22 protein-coding genes and 1 pseudogene are annotated in these 23,805 nt (G+C 42.9%); 2 read left to right on the forward strand and 21 right to left on the reverse strand.

All coding sequences use genetic code 11. The annotated features are described in order from the left end of the window. Positions 1-414: 414 nt before the first annotated feature. The 12 genes and pseudogenes from meaB to polC form a co-directional block, all read right to left on the reverse strand. Positions 415-1,377 carry a methylmalonyl Co-A mutase-associated GTPase MeaB gene (meaB, locus tag DESOR_RS20245; protein ID WP_042331472.1) on the reverse strand — a complete coding sequence of 321 codons (963 nt, stop codon included), beginning with the start codon at positions 1,375-1,377 and terminating at the stop codon, positions 415-417. A gap of 5 nt (positions 1,378-1,382) precedes the next feature. Next, positions 1,383-1,787 carry a cobalamin B12-binding domain-containing protein gene (locus DESOR_RS20250; RefSeq protein ID WP_014186456.1) on the reverse strand — a complete coding sequence of 135 codons (405 nt, stop codon included), beginning with the start codon at positions 1,785-1,787 and terminating at the stop codon, positions 1,383-1,385. Between the two features lie 80 nt (positions 1,788-1,867). Further along, positions 1,868-3,550 (reverse strand): methylmalonyl-CoA mutase family protein, encoded by a 1,683-nt coding sequence (locus DESOR_RS20255; RefSeq protein WP_014186457.1) that lies wholly within the window; start codon positions 3,548-3,550, stop codon positions 1,868-1,870. 28 nt (positions 3,551-3,578) lie between these two features. Continuing rightward, positions 3,579-4,130 carry a cob(I)yrinic acid a,c-diamide adenosyltransferase gene (locus DESOR_RS20260; protein WP_014186458.1) on the reverse strand — a complete coding sequence of 184 codons (552 nt, stop codon included), beginning with the start codon at positions 4,128-4,130 and terminating at the stop codon, positions 3,579-3,581. 424 nt (positions 4,131-4,554) lie between these two features. Continuing rightward, the gene (locus DESOR_RS20265; protein ID WP_014186460.1) at positions 4,555-5,364 is read right to left on the reverse strand and encodes a CoA-transferase subunit beta; all 810 of its coding nucleotides are present in this window, start codon (positions 5,362-5,364) and stop codon (positions 4,555-4,557) included. After that, the gene (locus tag DESOR_RS20270; RefSeq protein ID WP_014186461.1) at positions 5,365-6,342 is read right to left on the reverse strand and encodes a CoA transferase subunit A; all 978 of its coding nucleotides are present in this window, start codon (positions 6,340-6,342) and stop codon (positions 5,365-5,367) included. A 1-nt stretch (position 6,343) separates the two neighbouring features. Next, positions 6,344-7,102 (reverse strand): DUF6125 family protein, encoded by a 759-nt coding sequence (locus DESOR_RS20275; RefSeq protein WP_014186462.1) that lies wholly within the window; start codon positions 7,100-7,102, stop codon positions 6,344-6,346. A gap of 177 nt (positions 7,103-7,279) precedes the next feature. Then, positions 7,280-7,684 carry a M24 family metallopeptidase gene (locus DESOR_RS20280; protein WP_345788349.1) on the reverse strand — a complete coding sequence of 135 codons (405 nt, stop codon included), beginning with the start codon at positions 7,682-7,684 and terminating at the stop codon, positions 7,280-7,282. A 10-nt stretch (positions 7,685-7,694) separates the two neighbouring features. Next, complete coding sequence (locus DESOR_RS20285; RefSeq protein WP_014186463.1) at positions 7,695-7,916, reverse strand: AbrB/MazE/SpoVT family DNA-binding domain-containing protein; 222 nt, start codon at positions 7,914-7,916, stop codon at positions 7,695-7,697. A 609-nt stretch (positions 7,917-8,525) separates the two neighbouring features. Then, a pseudogene (locus tag DESOR_RS31060) lies at positions 8,526-8,738 on the reverse strand (IS1634 family transposase); the annotation flags it as partial. A gap of 414 nt (positions 8,739-9,152) precedes the next feature. Beyond that, positions 9,153-10,220, reverse strand: a complete 1,068-nt coding sequence (locus tag DESOR_RS20290) for an alcohol dehydrogenase catalytic domain-containing protein (protein WP_014186464.1) — start codon at positions 10,218-10,220, stop codon at positions 9,153-9,155. A 281-nt stretch (positions 10,221-10,501) separates the two neighbouring features. Beyond that, positions 10,502-14,836, reverse strand: a complete 4,335-nt coding sequence (gene polC, locus DESOR_RS20295; RefSeq protein ID WP_014186465.1) for a DNA polymerase III subunit alpha — start codon at positions 14,834-14,836, stop codon at positions 10,502-10,504. 276 nt (positions 14,837-15,112) lie between these two features. Between polC and DESOR_RS28335 the strand changes: the two genes are divergently transcribed. After that, a complete protein-coding gene (locus tag DESOR_RS28335) occupies positions 15,113-15,460 on the forward strand; it encodes a glutaredoxin domain-containing protein (protein ID WP_014186466.1) in 348 nt (115 codons plus the stop codon). Between the two features lie 80 nt (positions 15,461-15,540). Here DESOR_RS28335 and DESOR_RS20300 read toward each other — a convergent pair whose 3' ends face one another. The 3 genes from DESOR_RS20300 to DESOR_RS20310 are packed head-to-tail and all read right to left on the reverse strand — an operon-like array spanning position 15,541 to position 19,054. Then, on the reverse strand, positions 15,541-16,467 hold the full coding sequence (locus DESOR_RS20300; RefSeq protein ID WP_014186467.1) for a 1,4-dihydroxy-2-naphthoate polyprenyltransferase: 927 nt from the start codon (positions 16,465-16,467) through the stop codon (positions 15,541-15,543). Between the two features lie 22 nt (positions 16,468-16,489). Continuing rightward, a complete protein-coding gene (locus tag DESOR_RS20305) occupies positions 16,490-16,879 on the reverse strand; it encodes an HIT family protein (RefSeq protein ID WP_014186468.1) in 390 nt (129 codons plus the stop codon). Positions 16,880-16,909: 30 nt separating this feature from the next. Beyond that, positions 16,910-19,054, reverse strand: coding sequence for an EAL domain-containing protein (locus DESOR_RS20310; RefSeq protein WP_014186469.1), 2,145 nt, complete (start codon positions 19,052-19,054; stop codon positions 16,910-16,912). A gap of 221 nt (positions 19,055-19,275) precedes the next feature. Between DESOR_RS20310 and DESOR_RS20315 the strand changes: the two genes are divergently transcribed. Then, on the forward strand, positions 19,276-20,349 hold the full coding sequence (locus tag DESOR_RS20315) for a GTP pyrophosphokinase (RefSeq protein WP_014186470.1): 1,074 nt from the start codon (positions 19,276-19,278) through the stop codon (positions 20,347-20,349). A gap of 11 nt (positions 20,350-20,360) precedes the next feature. Here DESOR_RS20315 and DESOR_RS20320 read toward each other — a convergent pair whose 3' ends face one another. From DESOR_RS20320 to selD, 6 genes are all read right to left on the reverse strand, one after another. Continuing rightward, on the reverse strand, positions 20,361-20,876 hold the full coding sequence (locus tag DESOR_RS20320) for a DUF2812 domain-containing protein (protein ID WP_014186471.1): 516 nt from the start codon (positions 20,874-20,876) through the stop codon (positions 20,361-20,363). Further along, positions 20,870-21,202: a PadR family transcriptional regulator gene (locus DESOR_RS20325; protein WP_014186472.1), complete on the reverse strand. Its 333-nt coding sequence runs from the start codon at positions 21,200-21,202 to the stop codon at positions 20,870-20,872. The genes DESOR_RS20320 and DESOR_RS20325 overlap by 7 nt, the downstream gene beginning before the upstream one ends. Before the next feature lie 233 nt (positions 21,203-21,435). Beyond that, entirely contained in the window at positions 21,436-21,759 is a 324-nt protein-coding gene (locus DESOR_RS28340) for a methyltransferase domain-containing protein (protein ID WP_148265396.1), read from the reverse strand. A gap of 89 nt (positions 21,760-21,848) precedes the next feature. After that, positions 21,849-22,097, reverse strand: a complete 249-nt coding sequence (locus tag DESOR_RS20330; RefSeq protein WP_014186473.1) for a putative Se/S carrier protein — start codon at positions 22,095-22,097, stop codon at positions 21,849-21,851. A 10-nt stretch (positions 22,098-22,107) separates the two neighbouring features. After that, a complete protein-coding gene (gene yedF / locus DESOR_RS20335) occupies positions 22,108-22,701 on the reverse strand; it encodes a sulfurtransferase-like selenium metabolism protein YedF (protein ID WP_014186474.1) in 594 nt (197 codons plus the stop codon). A 16-nt stretch (positions 22,702-22,717) separates the two neighbouring features. Beyond that, positions 22,718-23,740, reverse strand: coding sequence for a selenide, water dikinase SelD (gene selD, locus DESOR_RS20340; RefSeq protein WP_014186475.1), 1,023 nt, complete (start codon positions 23,738-23,740; stop codon positions 22,718-22,720). Positions 23,741-23,805 lie beyond the last annotated feature (65 nt).

Here is a 23,805-nt window from a genome sequence, read left to right on the forward strand (position 1 = left end):
ACTTCCTAACTGATTATATGTTAGTTATGAATTAATATTTATGTACCTCAGAATCATTAATGAATGTCCATTGCCATTCAAATATCGTTTTGGTATTAATAACGAATTCAATATTATTTGAATTTATCCTTTTTTCAGTTAAATCTTTCGACTGCTGCCTCATAACTTAAAAGTCAAAAGCTCTGCCGGTTGGATAACGCAATATATTGTGCATTGATTGCAGAGCTTTTGACGCTTAAGTTTATTCAAAAAACCAGCCATCCCTGCCTGACAATTAAGGCAACTCGCCCATAGTTCACTCTATAGAAGAACCCCCGGCATAGTTAACCTTTATCCGGTCACCTTAGAACCTAACAGGTAACGGTAACCAACATATAGGGATGCCGGAGGTCAGGAGGATCAGAGTAAGAACCTTTAGGCCTTGTTTTTATACCTGACGGCTACTTCCGCTGCCAGAGTATAGGGATCTGTTTCTTTTTTCAATAACTTATTAACCATTTTTTCCATTTCTCCGCCTGCATCCAGGTCATTTAATACCGGCTGCAGGATTGCTCCCCACAGAGCTTCATTAAATTCAGCGGCAGTCTTACGGCGCAAACGCTCAGACAAGAGATTATTGTCCACCAGGTAGCGGTAATGATCTTCTATCTTATCACCTATAACTGACACACTCTCGGCGAATTTTTTAGGTTCCTGTACGCTTTCCACCAGTAATACAGGTATCTCCCAACCACCTTCAGTAACAGACATATGAACCATGTTCGTGACTTCTTTATACAAGTTCCCGGCACCGTCACGGTCTGCCTTATTAATGATAAAGATGTCTGCTATCTCCATTAAACCGGCTTTAAGAGCCTGTATTTCATCCCCCATACCGGGCACCAGGACAACTATTACAGTATGAGCATGATTAATGATTTCTACCTCTTGCTGCCCCACCCCTACAGTTTCGACGATTATGGAGTCTTTGCCCATAGCATCCATGACATGGATGGCTTCTCCCACAGCCTTGGAAATACCGCCCATAGAACCCCTGGTAGCCAGGCTGCGCAAGAATACCCCTTTATCCTCAGCATGCCGCAGCATTCGGATTCTATCTCCCAAAAGCGCTCCCCCGGTAAAGGGGCTGGTGGGGTCTACTGCCAGAACACCGACCGTCTTGTTTCTCTGGCGATAAGAAAAGACCAGTTCATCTGTCAGAGTACTTTTACCGGCACCCGGGGCACCGGTAATGCCTATGACATGGGCATTACCGGTTTTCGTGAAAATCTGCTGCATAGCAACCTGGGTACCGGGTATTTGATCTTCCAGGTTTCTGATGAGGCGGGAGGCTGAACGCACATCTCCTGTCAATACTTTTTGACTTAATTCTTTCATCCCACTCACACCCTTGGAGTTACATTTGTATTAATCCATTCCACCAGGGATTCAAGTGTGGCTCCCGGAGTAAATAAGGCTTTCAGGCCTGCGTCATACAGAGGCTGCATATCCAGTTCCGGAATAATCCCTCCGCCGATAACACGGATATCACCGGCACCTTCCGCCTCCAGAAGATTAACGACTTGCGGAAACAGGTACTTGTGTGCACCTGATAAACAGCTTAAGCCTACAAGATCAACATCTTCCTGAATAGCAGCAGCAGCTATTTGCTCCGGCGTCTGGTGACAACCGGTATAAATCACCTCAAAGCCGGCATCCCTGAAGCACCTGGCTAACACCTTAGCCCCGCGATCATGGCCATCCAGGCCGGGTTTAGCCAACAATATTCGAATTTTTCTTTCTGCCATCACACTTACCCCCTTCAATTTTAGAGAAAAACCATTTCCACTTCAAAATATACCGGCTACCTAAGAATTCCAACTCAATCTTAGTAAATGCCGGGGTCGCGGTACTCACCATAAACTTCCCTGTAAACATCGCAGATTTCCTGAACAGTGGCATAGTTCTTAACCGCCTCAATACAATAAGGCATAACATTTTCGCCTTTCTTACAAGCAGCGGCGATGTCTTTAAGTGTTTCAGCCACTTTACGGCCGTCGCGCTTTCTCTTAACTTCCGCCAGACGCTTGAGCTGTTCTGCTTCAACGGAGTCATCGATTTCTACTAGCGGAATGTCAGCTTGTTCATCTTCCTGAACATACTTGTTCACACCGATCATGACTTTTTCCTGAGCATCAATTTGCTTTTGGAATTTATAAGAAGCATCGGAAAGTTCCAGCTGGGGGAAGCCCTTCTCGATAGCAGCAACCATACCGCCCATATCATCGATCTTATGAATATATTCCCAAGCTTTTTCTTCCAGTTCATTGGTCAGCGCTTCCACGAAATATGAACCGGCCAGCGGGTCAATCGTGTTGGCCACACCGGTTTCTTCAGCGATAATCTGCTGAGTCCGCAGGGCAATTTGCACTGCTTGGTCTGAAGGCAGACACAGAACTTCGTCCAGTGAGTTGGTGTGCAGTGACTGGGTGCCGCCGAGAACACCGGCCAGAGCTTCAATTGCAGTCCGCACCACGTTATTGTAGGGCTGCTGGGCGGTAAGCGAGCAGCCGGCAGTCTGGGTATGGAATCTCATCCATAAGGAACGCGGGTCCTTGGCACCATAACGCTCACGCATTGCTTTAGCCCAGATCCGGCGAGCGGCTCTTAATTTAGCAATTTCTTCAAAGAAATCGATATGCGCGTTAAAGAAGAAGGATAATCTGGGAGCGAATTCATCAACCTGTAAGCCTTTACGTCGGATCACGTCTTCTACATATTCCATACCGTCTCTTAAAGTGAAGGCCAGTTCCTGTACAGCGGTTGATCCGGCTTCTCTGATGTGATAACCGCTGATACTGACGGTATTCCACTTGGGCACATATTTGGTACCAAACTCTATGGTATCGCTAATTAATTTTACTGACGGCTCGGGCGGGCACATAAAGGTTTTCTGGGCAATAAATTCTTTTAACATATCATTCTGAATGGTACCGCCGATTTTGGTCAGAGGAATTCCATGTTCCTGGGCGCAGGCAATATACATGGCCCATAATATAGTGGCAGGCGGGTTAATGGTCATAGAGGTGGTTATCTTATCCAAAGGAATCCCTTTGATCAGGTCTCTGAAATCTTCGATGGTATCAATAGCCACCCCTACTTTTCCACACTCACCCCTGGCTTTGGGGGAATCAGTATCATAACCCATCAGGGTCGGGAAATCAAAGGCAGTACTCAGGCCGGTCTGGCCGGTAGCTAACAGGTAATGCCAGCGCTTGTTGGTTTCAATAGCTGTACCCATACCGGAGAACATTCTGAAGGTCCAGTATTTTCCACGGTAACCGGATGGCTGGCAGCCTCTCAAATAGGGATATTGTCCCGGATAAGCTATATCCCGCTCAAAATCCATATCTTTAATGTCCTCAGGGCCGTATATTCTCTTGATTCCCAAATCAGAAACCGTGGTCCAGCTTTCTTTTTGATCAGGGTGTTTGGCCACTATTTTTTTAACTTCGTCTTCCCATTTTTGTCTTAATGCACTTGACTTGTTTACTAATTCTTCATTAATCAAAAGTTATTCCCTCCTAATCGTTCATTGTTTAATACTCAATCCCCGCCCTATCTTTAATACCTGCATTATAGTGGTGTTTTATCTCGGTAACTTCACTTACCAAATCAGCTATTTCTCTCAACTTATCGGAAGCATACCGGCCGCTTAACAATAAATCCAATTCTGCCGGCTTATTTTTAACCATCTCCAGCACTTCTTCCTCCGGAATGAGCTTAAAGTCTACAGCCACATTAATCTCATCCAAGATGACCATGTTATAGTCACTCCTGGCAATGATCTCTTTAGCTTTTTCCAAACCTTGCCGGGCCATCTCCACGTCTACAGGCGCAGGATTGTTCCGCATAACAAAACTATCCAGTCCAAATTGATAGATTTGCAAGTCCGGGAGGAACTTTTCCGCGGCAATCACCTCTCCATATTTACGTCCCTTCATAAACTGAATAATGCATACCTTATAGCCCTGGCCAATAGCCCGTAAGGCCTGGCCAAAAGATGACGTTGTCTTGCCCTTGCCGTTACCCGTAATTACCATCACCAAACCACGCTTGGCTATGCTCGCCGTGGACTGCATCACACTCAATGTATTCACCTCTTTCTTCACTCTTCCCCGTCAAGTCAAAGGGCACCTTGAAATCTATTTATAAGCAAGAACAATGCCAGTATCAGATAATTCAGAATTTTATCTGATACTGTGTCTGAATACTTCCTTAATAAAGACTTTTCTGATAATAGTTGTATTGCCGCAACACACTAGCCTGCTATTGCCCATTGCAGATTTGCAACAGTAATGCAGTCTGCTTGGACTTGAGTAAGCTGTCAACTTTATTACGAATTTCCAAAGTATTCTCGATGAAAGAGGTCAAATCACCCATAGTTTACCTCCCCACCCCTTTGCAATAGCGCTGCAGACTTGTTTTAATCTCTATGTTGCACATTTGAATAGGCTGTTGCTGTATTGCAACAAATTATTGACTCCCCGCCCTTGATTTGATTAAGTTAACTTATTAAAGGAAAATTCCTTCCGGATCAACTTTATTGCGCAGCAAATCCAACTGCCGGTAGGTTGGCGGCTTAGTCTCGCCTCTTACCCGAGAAACATTCAGATCAAAACTCACATTATTTTTGACATCCTCCACCGTATACCCAGGGTGTACTGTATCCAGATACATTATCCCATCCTCATCAAAACGGAAAACAGCCATATTAGTAATAACCGCTACCGGCCCGCCGTAGAAGAATTTGCCATAAACATCCCTTTTATGGGCCCATTCCCCGCCGGGCCATTTTTTAATTCTCCAGCCAGGTGAAGTAATATAATCTACCTGCTCTTTAAAGCGCCGTTTTTCCTGCACCATGATAAAAACTGTCCGCCGGGCAAAGGAGTTAATATCGGCGTTCCCGCCGCTGCCGGTAAACCGGGTCTTGGGATTGTTATAATCTCCGATAACGGTGGTATTAACATTACCGTACTTGTCTATTTCGGCCCCGCCCAGGAAGCCTAGATCAACATAACCGGCATGCAATTGCCCGTAGAAGGTTTCATACAAGCCACCGGCCTTGGAAGCCTGATAAACACAGCGCGCGTCACCTACGGAAGTAGGCAGATCAATGGGCCTGCCGTCAATACTGCCGGCTTCATATATGCACACCGCATTAGGTGCGTGTTCATATTGGGCCAGGGTAATAGCCAGCATAGGCAGGCCGGTACCGGCAAATACAACATCCCCATCAGCAACTTCCCGGGCAGCGGCAGCAGCCAATAAGTCTATGGGCTGAAATTCTCCTATCTTTGCATACTCGTTACCTGCACTCATTTATCTGCTCCCCCTTTTTACTCTGGTTGAGTAGCCTAAAGCACTGCAGGCCCGCAATTTTTCCAGACGATTCACCCCTAATTTCTTCAGATACTCTTCCTGGCCTTCTACACCAAATATCCATTCCCGGGCCCACTGTTCAAAGCCCTCCTGGGTGCGGGTTCTAACATTGAATTCTCTCAAGAAATCTGCATCGGTGTCATAATAAGACTGGGAACCGGTGGGGTGAGCAGCCCAGGGACACTCTACCACGTAATCGATTTCATAGCCGCTGGCCATGTTTTTGTTGGGATCCTGGCGCAAATAACTGTCCGGAACAATTTCTTCACAGATAACAATGACCTTATCCGCTGCTTTGATTATGTCTGAGTCATTATAGCTTTGGGATAATACCCGCACAGTCCCCTCGTCTCCCACCATTGGGGCATATACAATCGCTGCATCGGGCTTAGCTGCCGGCATTAATAATAACTCGCCCATGCTGAAGAAGGGATCCTGAACTATTTCATATTTCTTAGTGGGTATCTTAGGATTGGAACCGTCTCTTAAGCCCGCTCTGGCCAGACCGTCATAGGCCGGATTTAATATATCACTGCCCATGGCGAGAGCGGTGGGGAAAAAGGGAACATTGATCGCCCCCGCCTGAATCCGGGCCACAGCGTGTCCATGACTTAGATCATCGGTAATAATCTCCCCGGCTACCTGCTTGCGGGATAAATTCACACCAACCTTGCCCAGCAATTCCTGGCCCATCCAGCTGCCTTCCCATACCTTGACACAACCGGCTCCGATAAGCATGTCACTATGAAAACCGCCCTGTACTTCAAATAAATGCAGATCTTTTTTGCCCTGGCGAATAATTTCATAACATAAAGCCACCGGGCGGCGCCAGATAGTAAAGCCGCTGAAAGCCAGCATGTCACCGTCATTAATTAAAGCGGCAGCTTCTTGGAGTGTAATTTTGTTTATTTTACCCAATTTAAGGCAAACCTCCTTTTGACTCCAAGGTAAAGCGCCAGGCGCAAAACCATTCTTCGGGATGAGCATCGGGCGGGCAGCCAATACATTCGGTTTTAATACCAGGGTCTATTGCTCTGGCAAATTGCTGGTATTCAACCAGGCCCGCTGACTTGCAGGGGTAATCCTCTAAACCCCGGCGTTTTCTGGCTGACTGAACACGGCAATTATTCATATGAAAAACTAGACTGTTCGGACTTTCCTCAATAATGCTCTGTTCATTAATCCCGGCATACATTCTAAACTGCAGGGCCTGCTTTAACCCGGCAAGCCCCGGTTTTTCCGGCAGCCCCAGATAACGTTTGACAGACCAAGCTTCAAAAGGCGAGAATCTTGCCCAGCAGGAATCGTTACAGCGCTTTGCATCAAACATTCCATGCTTGAACTCCACCGCCTGGAACCAGATACCGTCATTAGCCAGCCAGTTTATTGAGGCAGCAGTAATAAGTTCGAGCAACTTTTCCCTCGGCAGACTAAGTAAAGGTTTGGGCACCCCATTTTCCATTTCAAAACCAAAGAATTTGGACAAACGCTGCATTTGCGTATTGAAGCTTTTCCGGTAAACGGTATCCATCACCTCTAAAGCCTCTTGCCTACCCATCTGGTGTTCCACTTCCATAAACCATAATGAATGGTGTACTATCATACGATGAAACATATCCATGGCCAGTTTGGATAAATCTTCATTGCCAAGCGTATCCCAGGCAGCTTCTTTCTGCATCTAAACCCCTCCTTCTGTAGATAGAGCACGGAAACCAAGAACTCGTGCAGCCTGCAGCTATATCTATTCAACATTCGGCTCAGCGGATATCGAATTGAATTCCATGCGTAACCTATTGCATAGTCCCCAAATAAAGGACCCCTAAGCCATTCAGTATATTTTAAATCTTCAGTAAATTTAAACCCTTTTACTCCCTATATCAATAGCTGCTTTTACTGTACCTTGAACCATACAGGTATAATCAATATAAACAACTTCATTGCGATTAACCTTTTTCCAGCCGGCACCATGGGGATGGGTTACAGCAACACCGTTCCCGCCAACCGGCCCGTCAAAAAAACTCGGCGCACAACCACTGCTTCCGGAGAGAGTGTTACCTAAAAATAAATCTTGATTAAACGCCCTCATTTTGCAGCAGCCGGAATAGACTCGTTTACGCATCTCAGCTTCAAAGAGCGCAGCCAACTCAATCTCCATCATTCCTTCACATAAAAATGAAGGTACAGCCAAATGTGCTTTATCTATGACACTTAGGGCGTCGCGAAGAAGTTCTACTTCATAGGGCGATTTAATTGAGCGTATTTTCGATGAGCTATTCGCCGTCTAACAAGATACCTTCTTGAAGAAGAGCCTTAAGCAATCCCTCATCCAACTCATCATCAAACCATGATTTAAAAGGGGCTATTACTATCTGATTTGATTGAATGCTTACTTTAAGATAATCATCATTTTTTAAATTTAGTTGTTTGTTAACTTCCAGCGGGAGAAGTATTTGACCAAAATCATCAATTGTAATACTTATTGTTGTTGCCATTTTATCAACTCCATTCTATTTAACTAAGATGGTTGAATAGCGGCCTCGTCCAGGACTGCTTGAAGCATAATAACTGTGTTTTACCTCTGCGGTGACTGCCCTTGATACCAACAATTTTCACATATTATTTCCTCCCTCATTCATTATTTTTCCACAACATTAACCTCTTTCAAGAACCCACTAATCCTTGATACACCTATAACTGGAAATTTCTTAAGCCAAACTTGAGTTATGTTAGTCTTGACAAGAAAACCATTTGGCATTAAAGCAATTATTCTATATTACATGCAACATCTATGCCATTTTTTATTTATTAACAACTATGTGCTTAAATAGCTATATGCCTGGATATTCTTTTATTAAGAATTACGACTCTTTTTTAAGTAAATATTGTATTACTGCAACACTATTGGTTTGATATGATTGTTGCAGCTTTGCAGTAAACTATGTATTTTTCACTTACAGAGGGGCCTAGTTCGCTGAACTAGGCCCCTCTGTATGACTAAACCTGTTGCAAGATGCCAGCACTTGGGTTCAATTTCTATGTTGCGCATTTGAGTTATCCGTTGTTATATTACAGCAATTTTATCACTGCTCTCAGTACTCATAAAGATTGTCTTTAACATCGATCTTCAAGTATTTCTTGTAGACAATGTGGCTATACAATCGACAAGTGCCTTTGGTATGGGCATCTCCGTCTAATTCCTTCAGTTTAGCAAGTTCCTCCTTGAGCCTTTCTAAGTGCTTGTTTCGGGTCTGAGCATCTTACTTGGCTTCCGATAGGTTGCATACGAGTAGATATCGAATACACGCCTCTCCATTGGTACACTTCGCGTTCGGTCTCTTCTTGAGACTCCAAAAGAAAGTCCATAGCCCAATAGCAATGCTGAACCTCTAGTTATTGTTGCTCCGGTAAGTGATTACACCTAATCCAGGATTGTAGACAGTGCCAGCCTAGGGAAAAGCTGTTATGACTTTAGTCTTATAATGGTTGGTCGCTACACACCCCCATAATGGACTTTACCGTCTAATTAATCGCCATGCGTGGCGCACTTAAAAGAGTCGGATAAATTGCATATCCGACTCTTCTTAATATCTGAAGTTTTGTACCCCTCTAAACTCCTGTTTTTATCCCGATGGACATCTATGTCCTGAATAAAAGCCTCCAACTGACGGGTAAGATCGTAAAGAGGTTTGTTTATTACAGCACTAATAAAATCTTGTGATGCTTGATTATTAACTATCTCTCTCATAAGGAGTTATTGCCCATTTGACACAACCGTCTTTTTGGTGTCCAAAAACATCGTAACCTTTCAAAATATCATTTAAAGGTTTTTTGTGTGTTAGCATAAAACGTGCATCGAGTTTACCTTCTAGAATTTTTTGAAGCATTTCTCCAATACCTTCTCCTTTATGAATTCCCATTTTTATGGTAAGGTTCTTAGAGAAAATTTTATCCATGTGTAAGGTTAAAGGCTTAGAAAATACTGCTACTGTGGATACAATTCCGCCAAATTTAGTAATTCTTGTGGCGAGTTCAAAGGTTTGTTGGACGCCGCCCGATTCGATGGTTACATCCACACCGGCCCCGTTGGTGATCTCTTTAATTCTCTCTTTAACATTTTCAGTGCCTGAATTGATGACCGCATCAACGGCATGATGACGTTGTAAAAGCTCTAAACGCTCAGGCAACAAATCAATGGCAATGACTTTCTTTGCTCCAAATATTGATTTGGCAATTAAACAAGCTGACATTCCAACGGGTCCAACACCGATAACGGCAACTATTTTTTCAGGATTAACTTCCGCATTTTTCACGCCAAACCAACCAGTTGCTAACATATCAGGTATGAGAATGACATCTTCTTCGTTTAAGTCGCTAGGAATGGGTATGCAGAACATGTCCGCTTTGGGTATCAGCACATATTCTGCTTGTGACCCTTCGAGTTCCCCAACACCAAATATACCATATTTTTCACATAAGCTTGGCATGCCGCTTTTGCACATTTTGCATTGGCCACAGAATACAGCTGGAAAAACAATACAACGCATACCAGGTTTTATACGTTTAACCTCAGCGCCAGTTTCCACGATTTCAACGCAAAACTCATGGCCTACAATTTTGGGGTTGGGTGCGGTTGGAATATGTCCTTGCACCATATGAATATCACTGGTACAAATTGCTGCTAAAGTAACTTTACCAATAGCATCCGTGGGGTTGGTAATTTTAGGTACCGGCACATCATCTAAGCTATAGTTGCCTGGCCCATGATAGACCAGAGCTTTCATTGTCTCCTGCAACATCTCTTCAACTCCTTAGTATTGTTTTTAACATGTAAGAATGAATGTTCATTCATAATCTTCTAAATATTATAACACAAAGATTAAATTTTTAAATATTCCAACTTGTATTTCTAGTAAAAAATTTACCGGGGCTTAAGTATTTATCCGGTTCCAAATGAATATCTTTTCTTTCTTTTGGTCGGGAGGATATGCTTGAAGAAAAGCAAACAAGATGAGAGGAAAATAACCTCTCATCTTGTTTGCTATAGGGGGAAAAACCAAAGGGGGTTTTTGTTCTCTGCTTAAATCACATCGAAAAGGCTCATCTGATCACTTTCAGGTATTCCTTTAAAGCAGCCAAACTTCCGCAGGGAATCGATGGTGGAATTCCCGATTTTAGCCCGCTTCTTCACATCCTCTATGGAGTTAAAGGCCTTTTCCTGGGCTGCGTTATAGAGACCTTCGGCTGCAACGGTTCCCATGCCGGATATGCTGTTGATGGGCGGCCTTATGCCCGCCTCCTCCACCAGGAATTTAGTGGCATGGGATTGGTATAAATCAATGGGCAGGAATTTAAAGCCCCGTTCATACATTTCCAAAACCAGTTCCAAGTCATCGTACATATCCTTGTCTTTAGGGGTAGCCTGGTTGCCCAGGGCCTCAATTTCCTTCATTTTGGACTTAACCTTTTCTTTGCCGAAGATCATAAATTCTGCGTCAAAGGCTTTGGCACGAATGGTGAAATAAGCTGCATAATAAGCCTGAGGGATGTGCACCTTGAACCAGGCTATGCGGAAGGCCATCATAACATAGGCGGCAGCGTGGGCTTTAGGGAACATGTATTTGATTTTCCGGCAGGAATCAATATACCATTCCGGCACCTGATGCTCCCTCATCAAGGCTTCATATTCAGCCCATTTTTCAGGGTTGGACAAAGCCTTGCCTTTACGTACCAGCTCCATGATCTTAAAAGCCGTGTTGGGGGGCAGGCCCTTTTTGATTAAATACGTCATAATTTCATCCCGGGTACACACGGCTTCACTGAGGGTCACGGTTCCAGCATCGATTAGGTCCTTGGCATTTCCCAGCCACACATCCGTTCCATGGGAGAGACCGGATATACAAATTAAATCTTCGAAGGCTTTAGGCATGGTATCTAAAAGCATTCCTCTGACGAACTTGGTCCCAAACTCAGGAATTCCAAAGGTTCCGACCTTGGAATTAATCTGCTCCGGGGTTACCACTAAAGCTTCCGTAGAGGAAAATATGGACATGGTCTCCTTATCATCCATGGGTATGGTTAGAGGGTCCACTCCGGTGATATCTTGAAGCATTCGTATGACCGTCGGATCATCGTGACCCAGGATATCCAGCTTTAATAGATTTTGGTCAATAGAGTGATAATCAAAATGGGTAGTTATGATATCCGAATTGGGGTCATCCGCAGGATGCTGTACTGGGCAAAATTCAAAGATTTCCCGTCCCTTGGGCACGACAATGATTCCACCCGGGTGCTGACCAGAGGTTCTCTTGATCCCGGTACAGCCTTTAGAGATTCTCAGAGTTTCTGCCTTGTTAACGGTAAGATTTTTTTCCTCATAATACTTTTTTACGTAGCCAAAGGCTGTTTTATCGGCGATCGTACCGATAGTTCCGGCTTTAAAGGTTGTACCCTTGCCAAAGATAACCTCCGTATATTTATGGGCCCTGGCCTGGTATTCTCCTGAGAAGTTCAAATCAATATCAGGCTCTTTATCACCATTGAAGCCTAAGAAGGTCTCAAAGGGGATATCGATGCCATCCTTGGCTAGTTTTTCGCCGCAGACCGGACACACCTTATCCGGCAAGTCAAAGCCGATTTTAATGCCATAATCGGAGAAGTCGGAATACCGGCAGCTGGGACAGCGATAGTGGGCCTGGAGGGCATTGACTTCCGTAATACCCGTCAAATAGGCAACCACTGAGGAACCCACAGACCCTCGAGAGCCCACCAGATAGCCGTCCTCATTGGATTTCCAAACCAGTTTTTGCGCGATGATATACATGACCGAGAAGCCGTTTTTAATGATGGAATCCAGCTCTTTATCCAGCCTTTGCTGGACAATTTCCGGCAAGGGATCGCCATAGAGGGCATGAGCCTTCTCATAAGTAATATCCTTAATGGTCTGCTCGCAGCCTTCAATATGAGGCGGGCATTTCTCCGCTGAGATCGGACTAATCCTCTCACACAGATCGGCTATGCGATTGGGGTTGGTGACCACTACCTCATAGGCCTTTGTTGAACCTAAATACGAAAACTCCTCCAGCATCTCCTCGGTCGTTTTTAAATATAAGGGGGCCTGATTATCGGCATCCTTAAAGCCTTGACCGGTTTCCAGGATTCGCCGGTAGATCTCATCCTCCGGATCCAGGAAGTGAACATCCCCCGTGGCCACCACAGGCTTATTTAATTTTTCACCCAATGCCACAATTTTGCGGTTGATTTCCTTTAAATAGTCTTTCCCAGGCACTTGCTCTGTTCTGACCAGATAATCATTGTTCCCTAGGGGCTGGATTTCCAAATAATCATAGTCCTTGGCAATGGCTTCGATTTCCTCCTCAGATTTGCCCAGTAAGATGGCCTGATAAAGTTCCCCTTCACTACAGGCACTGCCCAGGATTAATCCTTCGGAGTATTTTTTGTAAAGACTCTTTAAGATCCTCGGTTTTTTATAAAAATAATCTAAGTGGGAATAGGAAACCAGCTTATATAAGTTCTTTAACCCCACATAGTCCTTGGCTAAAATGATGGCATGATAGGTTTTAAGCTTCTTATACTCTTCTCTTTTCGCCTCTTCATCCGTACCATAGCGATCGATATCCTCCAGGGTTTCAGCTCCCCGTTGTTTAAGTTTTTCCAGCATGACATTAAAAACCTTAACCGTTGTATCCACATCATCTAAGGCCCTGTGAGCTACCTCCACTTTGAAACCAAGGTTCTTAGCGATTCTGCCTAATTTATAGGTTTTGTAATCAGGAAAGAGCTCCTTAGCTAAAGACAAGGTATCCAAATAGGTGTAATCAAAGTCATAACCTAAGACCCTGGCATTATGCTTTAAGAAGCCGATATCAAATTCAGCATTATGAGCCACCAAAACGCTTCCCTCGATAAAATCCAGCAGTTTAGGAAAAACCTGTTCGATGGTTTCCGCATCTTTTACCATCTCATCGGTGATGTTGGTAACCTCTACCACCCTGGCCGGGATCGGCTTTTCCGGATTAACAAAGCAGCTGAACTCGTCGATGACTTTGCCGTCTTTAAATTTCATGATTCCTATTTCCGTGATTTTTTCCGTTACAGGGGAAAAGCCGGTGGTTTCTAAGTCCAACACACAATAAGTCGTATCAATGCTCTGACCCTTGGGGTTAGATAGGGATGGTTTTTTGTCCGGTGCCAAATAGGCTTCCACTCCATAAATAACCTTCATGTCCGGATTATCTCGTCCTAAGAGCTTATGGGCCTCAGGAAAAGACTGCACCACACCATGGTCCGTAATGGCAATGGACTTCATCCCCCAGCTCATCGCTCTTTTAATCAGATCCGTGGCACTGCTCATAGCATCCATCTGACTCATTTGGGTATGCATATGCAGCTCCACCCGCTTCTCCTCTGCCCTATCCTGCCGCTGAGCTTTCTTCATGCCCACTGTTTCCACAATGGTATTGGCAATAAGCTCAATATCCCCAGAAAACTGACTAAAGCCGGCATTTCCAGCAAGCTTGACACCCTTAGCCTTTTTAAGCCTGGATAGTACTTCTCCATCTTCACCGGGTTTGATGAAGGCTTTACAAGTCATGGAACTTGAGCCGTCATATAAATCAAAGGAAATTAAGGTCTTGCCGCTTTTTAATTCCTTGGCCTCGATATTGGACAGTTCACCCTGGAGAGCTATCTTGCCCTCATCCGGCGTAATATCCGTAATTTTAATAATCTTGTCCTTGATCGTTGAGTTTCTGCCTAAAATCAAGGAAGGGTCCCCTTTTTTCCCGTCGCTCTCTCCTTTAATTTCCGGCTTGATTGGTGCAGCTTCCTTGGGTAATTCCGGGACGGTTGCTGCCGCCGCTTCCTGCAGAAGCTGAATTTCCTTTTCTTGTGTATCTTCTTGCAGCCTTTTCAGGTCTTCACTGCTGACATTATCCACAAAATTTATGTGATAGGTGGCATTATAAAGGCTTTTGATAGCATCTTGGATGATTTTATCGTAACCCCTCGCTTTTAATAAGTAAGATACTGCTGTTTTAAAGGTAAATTTAACGACCTGATTTTGAGCTATTTCATAATCACAAGTTTTAAGTGCTCCTTTTAAAACCGGATGATTATCGGCCAACAAGGACAAAATATTTTGGAGTTCCTCTTCTAAAGGCTTTCTATGAATTCCTTCAGGGTAAGTAACCGTAATGGTTGAGTCGTTTAAGCCTAATCGTTCTCTGATAAACCGGTTAAGGGCTTCAATGTCTCTTGCCTCAATATATTGATCAGAGCTAATTTCTATCTCCAGGGTTTTCGTACTTTTAGTTAAGACCACTGCTTGTACAATAGCAGTATTAAGGTTGCCCTCTGAGTGATAATCGCTGAAAATTTCACCTATTCGTTTCATGTACTTCGTCAGTCTCTCCTAAAAATTTTTGATTTAGTAAAAACAGACACGACTTGGAACTAAATCGTGTCTTATCTAATCTTATCACTAAAGGCCTTCCTCTGGAAAGGCAAATTTATCACATAGAGGAAATAACAGCTTACGAAAAGTTCTGTCTCTAAATTGACAGAGAAAAAGCATTCTTCTATAATCCTATTATACCCCCAATAGGTATAATAGGTTCGTTGATACGAAACACATCCTGCGCATACGCATATGGGAAAGGAGTCTGCGTCTATGAAAAACGTCATTATGTTCACCACACAAACTTGACCGCATTGTTTTACAGCGAAGAAGTTTCTTTCGCAGCATAAAATTCATTTTGTCGAAAAGGATATAAACCGTGATGAGCAAGCCCGCGTGGAGTTAATCCGCAGAAACGTCAGCGGAGTTCCTTCTTTTCTAATCGGTGACGAATTAGTAGTCGGTTTCAATCAACAGCGAATTCTGCAGCTCGTCGATCATAGGGTTATAGAATGCGAGAAATGCAAGGGTAAGATGCGGGTACCCATAAACAAAGGAACACTCCAGGTGACTTGCCCCAAGTGTTCCCATAAATTTAATATTACCCCAGAGAAGACTTAAGTAAAGATTTATAACAGACATTAATAAGATGAAGAGCCCTCAGAGCTGAGGGCTTTGTTGTTTAATATCACTGTTAGCACTTAAAAGGGTAATTTACTGAATATCAGGCCTATAGCCATGAGCAGCCCAAAGAATGTATTCGTTTGTGCTGTCAATTTCATGGCGGGCATCAGCGCAATCGGCTCCCTTTTCCCCATGAATCCTTTTGTTGCACAGATAGCTTTTGGCATGCTTAGGAAAGCCAAGAGAATCCAGGGAGTAACGATTCCCCTCACGACGAGTCCTACTAACCATAAATAGGAGAACGCAAACATAATCCCCAGAAAGCCAATCGCTTTTTTGGGCCCTAGTACAATTGGAAGAGTTTTGCGGCCGTTTGCTTTATCGCCATCATGATCGCGAAGATTGTTACCCAGATTAATTAAACCGACTAAAATGCCGCTGGGTACAGCAACGAGAGTAGCTTTACTCGAGACATAACCAGTTTGAATAAAGAAAGCAATGAGAATGATTAAAAAACCCATGAATAAACCAGAAAGCAGTTCTCCGAAGGGAGTCGATGAAATCGGCAGCGGCCCGCCGGTATAGAGATAGCCAACGGCCATACAAACTAAACCCACTGCAGCAAGCCACCATGACGAAGAGGCACAGATATAAATTCCTAATATAAGTGAGATTCCGTACATGCTAAGAGCGAGAGTCATAATTAATTGGGGTTTCATGCCATGACGAACAATCCCACCCCCAATTCCGATGGACTTTTCCGTATCCAGACCACGTTGATAATCATAGTATTCGTTAAAAAGGTTAGTGGCAGCTTGAATAAGAAGGCTGGCAACCATCATCACTATAAATAGACTAAAGTTCATTTTTCCTTCTAAATTGGCTAAAACCGTTCCAAGTAAAACTGGGACAAAGGCAGCTGTTAATGTATGCGGCCGTATTAATTCCCACCAAATTGTCCATGAGTGCTTTCGAAGGGGTTGTAAATTATTGTTTAATTGCATGTCTTTTCTCCTAAATAACTTGTCATTCTTCTCCTTCCCCAACATAGGGAACCAAACTCTTCTTGATTTTCCTTATACCGCCGCGGGGATCCTGAACATCTCCGTAATAACGCGGGATAACATGGACATGCAGATGAAAAATCGTTTGCCCAGCGGCACCTCCCATATTAACCCCGATGTTATAGCCATCGGGATGAAAGCGATGATCCAGCTCCTCTTTCACTTCTTCGATTAATTTCCAAATACTCATAACTTCTTCCGGGGTCGCATCAAACAAACTAACTAGGTGCCTTTTCGGGATAATTAGAACATGCCCCTCATTGACTGGATGCTTGTCAAAAAAGGCCACCGCCATTTCATTCTCATTTAGAATTTCTATGTTAGTGAGTTCACAAAATACACATTGAGACAATTTGTTTCCCCCTGTTATTGTCAATTCTAATCACTCTAGGTCATTGGCATCTCTTATGTTTTTTGATTTATTAAAAGCCTTTACACATTGAGATATGCTAAGAGGTCTAGCGAAATAATAACCTTGAAATTGCCGGCAGCCAAGTTTTTTCAAAATCTCCGCTTGCTCCAATGTCTCTACGTATTCGGCAATAACCGTGATTGCCATTGATTCCGCCAAGTAGGTGATGGATGAAATAATATCCTGGCAGCTTTTATTGTGAATAACATCCTTGGTAATCGAACCATCGATTTTGATCTTATCCAAGTTATAATGCTTCATATAATAAAGGGAAGCGTGACCCGCTCCAAAATCATCCATAGCTATACTCACCCCTAAATTTTTAATTTCCTGTAATAAATTTACGGTTTCAGGGTTAGTTCCAAAGGCAACAGTTTCAGTGATTTCTAATTCGATATCTTTGGGGTTAAGTTTAGTTGTTCTAAAGATATTTACAAGGATATCTACCAGTTTATCATTTAATTGAGTTGGCGAAATATTAATGGCCATTTGAATGTCAACGCTGCCATGCTTATTCCACTCTGCCAGTTGAAAACATGCCTCTTCAATAACCCACTTACCTAGTTTCTTAATAATTCCAGCCTCTTCGGCAATCGCAACAACTACCTGGGGATTCACCCTTCCGTACAAAAAATGATTCCAGCGAAGTAAAGCCTCCACCCCAAGAACTACACCCGTCTCATCAACCTGAGGCTGATACTCAAGAAAAAACTCTTTCTTTTCAAGAGCTGCTTGAATATCAAAACATAGGGCATTTGCCATATTTCCAATATAATCATTTCTATTTAAAATTTTCTTATTTGAACTATAATCTTCACTGAGAACTGTTTGCACTAATTGCTCATAGGTATTAAAAATTGCCCTTTGTTTTTGAAGCTCATGGAGCCTGACAAAGGGATAGTACAAACTCGTACCAATTAAAATGTTAAAAATCTGCAAAGCCACGCCCCTCCATGAAGAGGTTGCAAGCCACCCGCCCAGAAGGGGCGGTGTCGTCCAGTCAACTGGGACAATCGTTACCGGTACTAAGCCTAAAAATGTTGTTAGATAAGCGATAATGGTTAGAACAAGGGGAACAAGTACATAAGGGATCAAAAATAGGGGATTAAGTACAACAGGCAGTCCAAAAACAATTATTTCGTTAATATTAAAAATTGAGGTTAGAAAAGCTATCTTGGCTAATTTTAAGGAGTTGTTCTTTTTTCCAGCCAGAAAAATCGCTATTAATAAGCATAATGTTGAACCTGACCCTCCAATTAGAACAAACACATCGAGAAAAGGTTTGGTTAGTATATGTACTGGTTCTGCTCCCGTCGATAAGGCACTGATATTTAGATCTATTGCTTTCATATAGAGATCTTGTGAAACAGAATATAAAATATTGTTACCATGGACACCAAAGAACCAGAAGACCTGATTCAAGAAAACAAATAATATTGAAGCAAAAAACTGATTTTCAATACTTAAAAATATGTTCTTAGTTAAATTAATAATAAGGTGGTTAATATCGTCAATACCCAGATAAGCCAGTAGTAATCGAAATAATGAAACTGTGACAAGGGTTAAACAAAAGGGAGTAATTAAGAGTAAGACCTTAGGTATTAGCGGATCCCCAGCCACCATAAATGACAGATAATACTTATGCATACACCTGTTTAGTTTGATGAATAATTCTGCTGAAATAACTGTGACTATAATAGATAAGAAAATACCTGTTACCCCCGCATTGCTTGTATGTAATCCTGAGCTTCCTGTGTTAAGAATCGTTAGCAAAGAGATAAGAGCAACTAGGGAGGTTATAATCGGATTGACTTTCTCATTAGACATATGTGAATCAGCTAAAGCAAGTGAATAGGATATTGTGACAGAAAGGGCCAGCCCCATCAATCCAAAGGTCAAATTCCAGATACTTTGGCCAAACGTTTTCCATTCAGTTCCAAACAACGATGTCATTAGATCTTGATACTGAATAACCGGAAAGTTATTAATAACTAAAGCTGCAGACCCCGCAATAATTAATGGTATTATCAGTATAAACCCTTGGTTAATCGATTTAATAATACTATTGTCAGAAATAGCCGTCGATATATCTAATACCCGTTGGGTTAACTTCATCAAGACCACACCCTACAAAACGTTCTAGAAACTCTTTTTTCAACATTTCTTGTGAGATTCCTTCTATTAATATCCACCATATATAAAAAGCCGCTACATTTTTTTGTAGCGGCTTTTCGGTAGTATTGCGCATATGCTTATAGCTAGACTTTTATATAGCAAAATAAATATGATAACATATTACCAATAAAGAAACTAAAGAAGCCGAAGGGAATTTTAAGATGACCAATCAAAACTCAGCTGACATCATTGCTAAATTTGATCAAGTATATCCCGTATATTCCGACTTTACAAAGGTTATCGAAAACTTGTTAAAAGGAATACTTCAGCTTAAGGGCATCAGCATTCACTCAATCACTTCCCGGGTAAAAAGCCGAGAAAGTTTAAAGAGAAAGGTAAACCGTGAAGATGACAAATACACTAAACTAGAAGCCATCACCGATTTAGCCGGAATTCGAATTATCACCTATTTTGCTGACCAAGTGGATCTTATCGCCAGTTTTGTAGAGGAGGAATTTGAAGTGGATCGCTCAAATTCAGTGGATAAGCGTGAATTGATTGACCCCGAGAAATTTGGCTATCTATCCCTTCATTATGTCGTTAAACTTCCTTCCTTTAGACTTCAACTTATAGAGTACCAACGCTTTAAAGATTGCAAAGTGGAAATTCAAATTCGCTCCATCCTTCAACATACCTGGGCTGAAATTGAACATGACTTAGGTTATAAAAATAAACACGCCGTTCCCCGGGAGATCCGGAGAAGCTTCTCTCGACTGGCTGGATTACTGGAATTAGCTGATGAGGAATTTATCAAGATTCGTTCCAACCTAGCTACCTACGAGGCCGAAGTTGAAGCTCAGATCGAAAAGACCCCTACTATGGTACTAATCAATCAGGCATCCCTAAAATCTTACGTTTTAAAGTCCCAACATATCTGCAGACTCGATCAGAAGATTAGTCATATCGTCAACGCTGATCTGGAGTTAAAGGACCGTTTTTTTGGCTATCTCACCACAGTCTTTAGTTACCTGGGTGTGAAAACCATTGGAGAACTCGATGAAATCGTTCAAGACATCGGTGATGATCTTTTAAATTTCCCTCAAAATGGATTCAAAAACAAACAGGGAGAGAAAATCAATTGGGGTACCTCTTTATTCTACTTAGCTTATGCAATCGTCGGACGAAGCGGTTCTCCTAAGCAAGTAGCTGATTATCTTGAACACTTCAAAATCGAAGCTCCTGAAAGCCGGCAAGAGCTTATCCAACAAATTATTGCAGCCTATTCTTCAAAGTAACCTTTTACATCTTAACTTTTTTCATATTTAAATTGTTCAATTTTCCATTTGCATTTCCAAACTACATTTAATATTGCTAAAGATATGGCCCCTAGTAAAACTGTAAAAATCCCGAATATGACATTCCCGGTGCGGATTGTAGCTGTGAATTCCATAAAGAAACAAATGACCTCAATAACTAAAACTATTTTAAAAAAGTTTCTTATTTTACTATATAAATTAATTTTAGATTCTGCATCTGTGTACATTTCGAAGGGGCCATCTGCTGCTTTTTTCCTCAGATATACCCATCTCCACCATTGTTCTATAACTTCTACTCCCAGGTCCTCCATAAAAGATGCATAATCCGATTTATTCCCGCTCCAATTATCAAGCAAATCTATCTGATAATTATATTCCCCAGGTTCACAGGGCTCAAAAGTATAGAACCCCAGAAAGAATTTTTTTAAAGCCCATCCATTTAAAGACATTTCCCGCAGCCAAGCTTCTTCCGCATCTTTATCATAATAGAGCTTGAACTTTAACATTTTTTCATCTCCTTTTCTCCATCCAGCTTTTTGGCATTCTCTATTAGTTCCTTTAACCGTTTAACTTCATTCTCAAATATTTCCCTGCCAATTTTTGTGAGCAGATATTCTTTTTTCTTTCTGGATTCTTTATCCTCACTGTATAAACGTATCCAACCTTTTGTAAGCATAGAGTTAATTGCACCATACAAAGTTCCCGGACCTAATACTACCCTGCCGCCTGTCATTTCACTGATATCTTGAATTATTCCATATCCGTGGTTCGGTGTTCGTACCGCTAACAATATATAGAATAACGCTTCAGTTAAAGGCGAACTATTATCCAAATTCATCAACCTCCGATCTATCGACAGTCGATATATCATATATATCACCTTCCGATATATCTGTCAACGATGCATTTCCAAAATAGTACTAATTATTCCGTGTTTTATTAGATCAAGTGAAAGAAAATAAGTCTGATAAAGATAAGAGAGGACGTTTTTGTTGATAATAGGTTTCAACAAACGTCCTCTTCACTATCTTTCAGTTTCAACAATATTGGAGAGTTTTTCATAGATCATTGTACTATACAATGATAAAGCGCACTCTGGGGGCCAACATCTACCCTATGAACTTCAGCAAAATAATTTCTCATTTCCCTTTCCCCTTGGCGTATAAATCCGAAGTAATCTCCGTCTTCAGCCCATTCGATAAAATCTGTCAATAACCAGCGCTTTTGGTTATAGTCACAAAAAAGGATCTGGCTGCGGGAAAGCCTGCCAGCCTCAGCATATATACTCTGACGTAATTCAGAACTCAGCCCATGCAGAACATAAGACGAGAGAACTAAGTCAAAACTTGCATCCGGAAAATTTAATCCCTTGCCATCGCTGCCAATAATTCATTTAGCCCTGGTCATGCACCACAACCTGTTTTTGCTGTTCCATTTGTTTTGCCCCTCTAGCTTTAATCTATGAGAAAAATCCTTGACTATTCAACCTCACGGTACACGGTGTCCTGAGAATTGGTTAATGCTTGATAGACCGCCGCCACCATGATGTTATTCTCTTCCAAAAGAGCTTTTGCCCCAATATGATCGGCTACCCGCAGGGCAATGCCGCACCCGGCTTTAATGCCGGAGGGCAGCGGCATCACCCCAACCTGATACCCCGCCTGTAAAAGAGCTTTCTCGGCAAAAATAGCCGCGTGGGTATTAGCAAACGTAAGAATATACGACACATTAAGCCTCCTAGATATTGATGAGCCGTTTTGCCCCCGACATAGTGGTAACGATGCCATACATATTGGCGATCTCGCCCACCCCTAGCTTCTCCGTAATTTCGAAATAATTGGTGCAGGTTCCGCAGGTCAGAATAACTGTTCCTGCCGCTTCCAAGGCACGCAAGTCCTCCAGACAGTTCGAATCACTGCTCGTAAGGTATGCTCCCGAATTAAAAAACACTACATGGGTTGGCGGCGGCACAAGCTCCCTCAGGGCAAAAATAAAGCCTTTTATCAATATTTGCCCCAACTCTTGGCTGCCTTCCCCCATAGTATTCCGGCCGATGGCAACGACGAGTCCCGAATCTCCATCTGTCCCACAGCTTTCCACAGTACAGCCTTCCCCAGCAACGATGGTAACCAGAACAGTGCCGTTTTCTTTCTGTTCATATTCGCTTTGGTAACCCAGACCCGTAGCCATCTTTTCAAGATTTTGGCGGGCAATATCGTTATCCACTAAAACAGTGACCACGCCTCCCTCTTCACCCAAACCCTCCAGGGCTTTTTTGGCTCGTATGACGGGTATAGGACAAACCTGACCAATACAATCAATGGTATTCATGTTTTATTCTTCCTCCTTAGCGTACTAAAATTGATGAATTTTGAGGTGGGAGCACTTCTCCCACAATTTTAGCCTGCGACTCCACTTCCTGAATGGCGCTTAACAGCTCCTGAGCACAGGCTTTCGGAACACTGAGAAACAGCCCTCCCGAAGTCTGGGGATCGAACATTAACTCCTGCAGGGCAAAGGGTGTTTCGCCGAGATCCACGAAACCTCCCATATGATTGCGATTGCGCTGGGCAGCTGCAGTAATCAGGAAATCCCCGGCATAAGTACGAGCTTGAGGGATATAGGGCAGCTCTGAGCTATAGATTACCAAGGATGCGGCTTCCCCTGCCATTTCCCTGGCGTGGGCTAAGAGTCCGAACCCTGTGATATCTGTGCAGGCACTGATGGGAAAACTATGCATTTTCTCCGCTGCGTATTTATTAAGCCTTTGCATGGAGGAAATGGCCGCTTGAACGGCTTCTTCATCTGCTACTTCTCCACGCAGGGCAGCCATAACAATACCTATGCCCAGGGGTTTTGTGAGAATCAGCTGATCCCCGGGAACCGGTGTGTTATTGCGCCAGATTTGTTTCGGATCAAGACGCCCTGTAACCGCCAACCCATACTTGGGTTCTTTATCGTAAATGGAATGGCCTCCACAAAGCAACGCTCCCGCCTCTTGAATCTTTTCCGCGCCGCCTAGTAATATTTCTCCTAAAGCGTCTATCTCCATTCTTTCGGGATAACAAACGAGATTCAGGGCAAAAAGCGGTGTCCCGCCCATAGAGTACACATCACTTAAAGCATTAGCTGCAGCGATACGGCCAAAGGAGCGGGCATCATCCACCATGGGTGAAAAGAAATCCACTGTAGACACAATGGCAGTGTTTTCAGCAATTTGATAAACGGCAGCATCGTCTGAAGCATCAAAGCCAACCAACAGATTATGATCGCTAAAAACCGGCATGCCGGCCAACACTTTGGATAACTCCCCCGGGCCTATCTTGGCCCCGCAGCCACCGGACGTACAGTTTGACAATAAACTCATCATGAAAATCCCTTCCTTAACTCTGGTATTTGCATTATACTGGTATAAAATAACCACTGAGAGATTGG

Origin of the sequence: Desulfosporosinus orientis DSM 765 (assembly GCF_000235605.1) — a bacterium.
Classification (GTDB): domain Bacteria; phylum Bacillota; class Desulfitobacteriia; order Desulfitobacteriales; family Desulfitobacteriaceae; genus Desulfosporosinus; species Desulfosporosinus orientis.